The following is a 4,296-nucleotide window of genomic DNA, read 5'->3' on the forward strand; positions in this document are numbered from 1 at the left end:
GCAAGGGCAACATCCGCGGCGTGGCCGGCCCCGAGTCGGCCAACAACGCCGGCGCGCAGACCTCCTTCATCCCGATGCTGACGCTGGGCATCCCGCCCAACCCGGTGATGGCCCTGATGGTCGGCGCGATGACCATCCACAACATCCAGCCCGGCCCGCAGGTGATGACCAGCAACCCGGACCTGTTCTGGGGCCTGATCGCCTCGATGTGGGTCGGCAACCTGATGCTGATCATCCTGAACCTGCCGATGATCGGCATGTGGATCAAGCTGCTGACCATCCCCTACAGGTGGCTGTTCCCCGCCATCGTGCTGTTCTGCGCGATCGGCGTGTACTCCACCAACAACAACACCTGGGACATCTGGATGGTCGCCATCTTCGGCGTGATCGGCTACGGCTTCATCAAGCTGGGCTGCGAACCCGCGCCGCTGATGCTGGGCTTCATCCTCGGGCCGATGATGGAGGAGAACCTGCGCCGCGCGCTGCTGCTCTCGCGCGGCGACTGGTCGGTGCTGGTCACGCGGCCGATCTCGGCGGGGCTGCTGATCGCCTCGGCCCTGATGATCGTGATCGTGCTGCTGCCGGCGGTGAAGTCCAAACGCGAGGAAGCCTTCGTGGAGGAATGACGGGCCTGCGAGCGCGGCAGCCGTTCGGCCGCCGCGCCGCGAGCCACGCAACGGCACCTTCGGGTGCCGTTTTTCTTTGGCGCGGCGCCTCGGGCGCGCACGGGATCAATGCGTGGAAATCATGGATTCATCAGATAAATCCATTTCCTTCGCGCGGGGGCTCCGGTTCCAATCGGCCGCGACAGCGCCGCGCGCAGGAGGGCCGCGGCGCTTTCCGCCGTGCCGGCGCCTTCACCCGAGACATCCATGCAACGCAGACACCTGATGCTGGCCGCCGCCGCGGCCAACCTGCTTCCCGCTTCCCGCGCCTTCGCGCAGACGTACCCGGGCAAGCCGATTCGCCTGATCGTGCCCTTCCCGGCCGGCGGCGCGACCGACCTGTTCGCGCGCACCCTGTCGCAGAAGATGAGCGAGAAGCTGGGCGCGGCGGTGGTGGTGGACAACAAGCCCGGCGCCGGCGGCGCCATCGGCTCGGACCTGGCCGCCAAGGCGCCGGCCGACGGCTACACGCTGCTGCTGGCCACCACCAGCACCCATTCGATCGGGCCGTCGATCAACAAGCTGCCCTACGACACGGTGCGCGACTTCACGCCCATCGGCCACGTGGGCGACGCGCCCAGCATCATGCTGGTGCCCAACGACTCGCCCGCGAAGAGCGTGCGCGAATGGATCGACTACGCGAAGAAGAACCCCGGCAAGCTCAACTACGCCTCCAGCGGGCCGGGCACCATCGTCCAGCTCACGGCGGAACTGTTCAAGTCGATGGCGGGCGTGTTCGTCACGCACATCCCCTACAAGGGCACGGCGCTGGCCATGCCCGACCTGATGAGCGGCAAGGTGGACCTGCTGTTCGACGCGCTGCCCACCGGCCTGCCCTTCGTGCGCGACGGGCGGCTGCGAGCGCTGGCCGTCACCTCGCCGCAGCGCAGCCCGCTGGCGCCCGACCTGCCGCCGGTGGCCGACACGCTGCCCGGCTTCGAGTCGACCACCTGGTTCGGCCTGTTCGGGCCCAGGGGCCTGCCGGCCGACCTGGTGGCGCGCGTGAACGCGGCCGCCAACCAGGCGGTGAGCGATCCCGAACTGCGCGACAAGCTGGGCAAGCTGGGCATCGAGCCCGCCACCGGCACGCCGGCGCAGTTCGCCGCCCTGGTGGCGCAGGACGCGGCCAAATGGAAGAAGATCATCGCCCTGCGCAAGATCGTCAACGAGTGATCACCCCCCGGCCCTTTCCCCTGTCCGAGCAGCAGCCATGAAGCACTTCGACCACGCCAACCCCTACACCTCCACGCGCATCCCGGTGTTCGCGCGCAACGTCGTCTCCACCTCGCACCCGCTGGCCGCGCAGGCCGGCCTGCGCATCCTGCACCAGGGCGGCAACGCAGTGGACGCGGCGGTGGCCGCCGCCGCGGCGATGACGCTGGTGGAGCCCGTGAGCAACGGCCTGGGCGGCGACGCCTTCTGCATCCTGTGGGACGGCCGGCAACTGCACGGGCTGAACAGCTCCGGCCCGGCCCCTGCGGCCTGGACGCCCGATTACTTCCGGCGCAAGTACGGCAACGACGCGCAGCATCCGCCGCTGCGCGGCATCGACGCGGTGACGGTGCCCGGCGCGGTGGGCGCCTGGGCCGCGCTGTCGGAGCGCTTCGGCAGGCTGCCCTTCGCCGACCTGATGGCCCCGGCCGTCGAGATCGCCGAGCGCGGCTACCTCGTGCCGCCGGTGGTGCGGCAGAAGTGGGCCGCCGCCACGCCGCTGCTGAAGGACGCGCCGGGCTTCGCCGGGACCTTCCTGCCCTGGGGCCGCGCGCCCGAGGTGGGCGAGCTGTTCCGCTTCCCGGCGGCGGCGCGGGCGCTCAGGGCCATCGGCGAGACCAGGGGCGAAGCCTTCTACCGCGGCGAGATCGCGGCGGCGATCGCGAAGTTCGCCGCCGCCCACGGCGGCAGCCTCACGGCCGCCGACCTGGCGGCCTGGCAGCCCGAGTGGGTCACGCCCGTGAGCAAGAGCTACCGCGGCTACACGCTGCACGAGATCCCGCCCAACGGCCAGGGCATCGCGGCGCTGATCGCGCTGGGCATCCTCTCGCACTTCGACGTGGCCGCGCTGCCGGTCGACTCGGTGGCTTCGCAGCACCTGCAGATCGAGGCGATGAAGCTGGCCTTCGCCGACGTGTACCGCTACGTGGCCGAGCCATCGTCGATGGAGGTGACCCCCGAGCAGATGCTCGATGACTCGTACCTCGCCAGCCGTGCCAGACTCATCGACGTGAAGCGCGCGCAGGAATTCAAGCCCGGCAACCCCGTCAAGGGCGGCACCATCTACCTCACCGCGGCCGACGAGAGCGGCATGATGGTCAGCTTCATCCAGAGCAACTACATGGGCTTCGGCTCCGGCTGCGTGGAGCCCGGCTTCGGCATCAGCCTGCACAACCGCGGCCACGCCTTCAGCCTCGCCGAGGGCCACCCCAACCGGGTGGCGCCGGGCAAGCGGCCCTTCCACACCATCATCCCCGGCTTCCTCACGAAGGACGGCCAGCCCGTGATGAGCTTCGGCGTGATGGGCGCCAACATGCAGCCGCAGGGCCACATGCAGACCCTGGTGCGCATGCTCGACTACCACCAGGCGCCGCAGGCCGCCTGCGACGCGCCGCGCTGGCGCTTCAACGCCGGCCGGGCGATCAACGCCGAGGCGGCGATGGACCCGCGGACGGTGCAGGGCCTGGTCGACCTCGGCCACGAGGTCGAGGTGATCCAGGACTCCTACCAGGACTTCGGCGCCGGCCAGTTCATCTGGCGCATGGGCGACCCGGCGGTGGAGGGCTACCAGGCCGCCAGCGACCCGCGCCGCGACGGCCTGGCCGCCGGCTTCTGAGCGAGGACGGGTGCCCGCGACGACGTCCACCGCCGCCCCGCCGCCGGCCAGGGCATCGACTGCGGCCGGCCTGCTGCTGGCCTGCTTCGGCGCCATCGCCTTCAGCGGCAAGGCCATCATCGTCAAGCTCGCCTACCGCTACGGCGTGGACGCGGTGACGCTCATCATGCTGCGCATGCTGTTCGCGCTGCCCCTGTTCGCCGTCATGGCGTGGTGGGCGGGGCGCGGCAGGCCGGCGCTCACGCGGCGCGACTGGTTCGGCGTGCTGGGCCTGGGCTTCACCGGCTACTACCTGGCCAGCTTCCTGGACTTCGCCGGGCTGGCCTACGTCACGGCCAGCCTGGAGCGGCTGATCCTGTACCTCAACCCCACGCTGGTCATCCTGTTCGGCTGGCTGGCCTACCGCCGGCGCGTGCGCGCGGGCCAGATGCTCGGCATGGCCGTCAGCTACGCGGGCGTGCTGCTGGTCTTCGGCCACGAGGTGCAGATCGGCCAGGGCGGCGCGGCGGCGTGGGGCGCGCTGCTGGTCTTCCTCAGCGCCGTGAGCTATGCCGTCTACATGGTGTGGAGCGGCGAGTTCGTCCGGCGCCTGGGCTCGTTGCGCCTGGTGGGGCTGGCCACCGGCGTGGCCTGCGTGCTGTGCATCGTCCAGTACCTGCTGCTGCGGCCGGCCGGCACGGTGCTGGCCGTGGCGCCGGAGGTGATCTGGCTGTCGGTGCTCAACGCCACCCTGTGCACGGCGGTGCCTGTCCTGGCCGTCATGATGGCCATCGAGCGCATCGGCGCCGCCGCCGCCGCGCAAAC

General features: G+C 70.7%; 4 protein-coding genes. All 4 read left to right on the forward strand.

From position 1 onward, the window contains the following. On the forward strand, positions 1–626 hold a 626-nt coding region (locus tag ACIY1X_RS25105; RefSeq protein WP_399686051.1), incomplete at its 5' end, for a tripartite tricarboxylate transporter permease. Positions 627–872: 246 nt separating this feature from the next. After that, positions 873–1,838 (forward strand): Bug family tripartite tricarboxylate transporter substrate binding protein, encoded by a 966-nt coding sequence (locus tag ACIY1X_RS25110; protein WP_399686053.1) that lies wholly within the window; start codon positions 873–875, stop codon positions 1,836–1,838. Positions 1,839–1,875: 37 nt separating this feature from the next. Further along, the gene (locus ACIY1X_RS25115) at positions 1,876–3,492 is read left to right on the forward strand and encodes a gamma-glutamyltransferase family protein (protein WP_399686056.1); all 1,617 of its coding nucleotides are present in this window, start codon (positions 1,876–1,878) and stop codon (positions 3,490–3,492) included. A 10-nt stretch (positions 3,493–3,502) separates the two neighbouring features. Continuing rightward, positions 3,503–4,296: DMT family transporter (locus ACIY1X_RS25120; RefSeq protein WP_399686059.1), on the forward strand; the 794-nt coding region annotated here is incomplete at its 3' end.

This window comes from Xenophilus sp., assembly GCF_044462705.1.
GTDB lineage: Bacteria > Pseudomonadota > Gammaproteobacteria > Burkholderiales > Burkholderiaceae_C > Xenophilus > Xenophilus azovorans.

Bases quoted from the DNA above. Each gene is read 5' to 3' on its own strand.
- ACIY1X_RS25110 (WP_399686053.1), top strand. From the start codon at position 873: ATGCAACGCAGACACCTGATGCTGGCCGCCGCCGCGGCCAACCTGCTT.
- ACIY1X_RS25115 (WP_399686056.1), top strand. From the start codon at position 1,876: ATGAAGCACTTCGACCACGCCAACCCCTACACCTCCACGCGCATCCCG.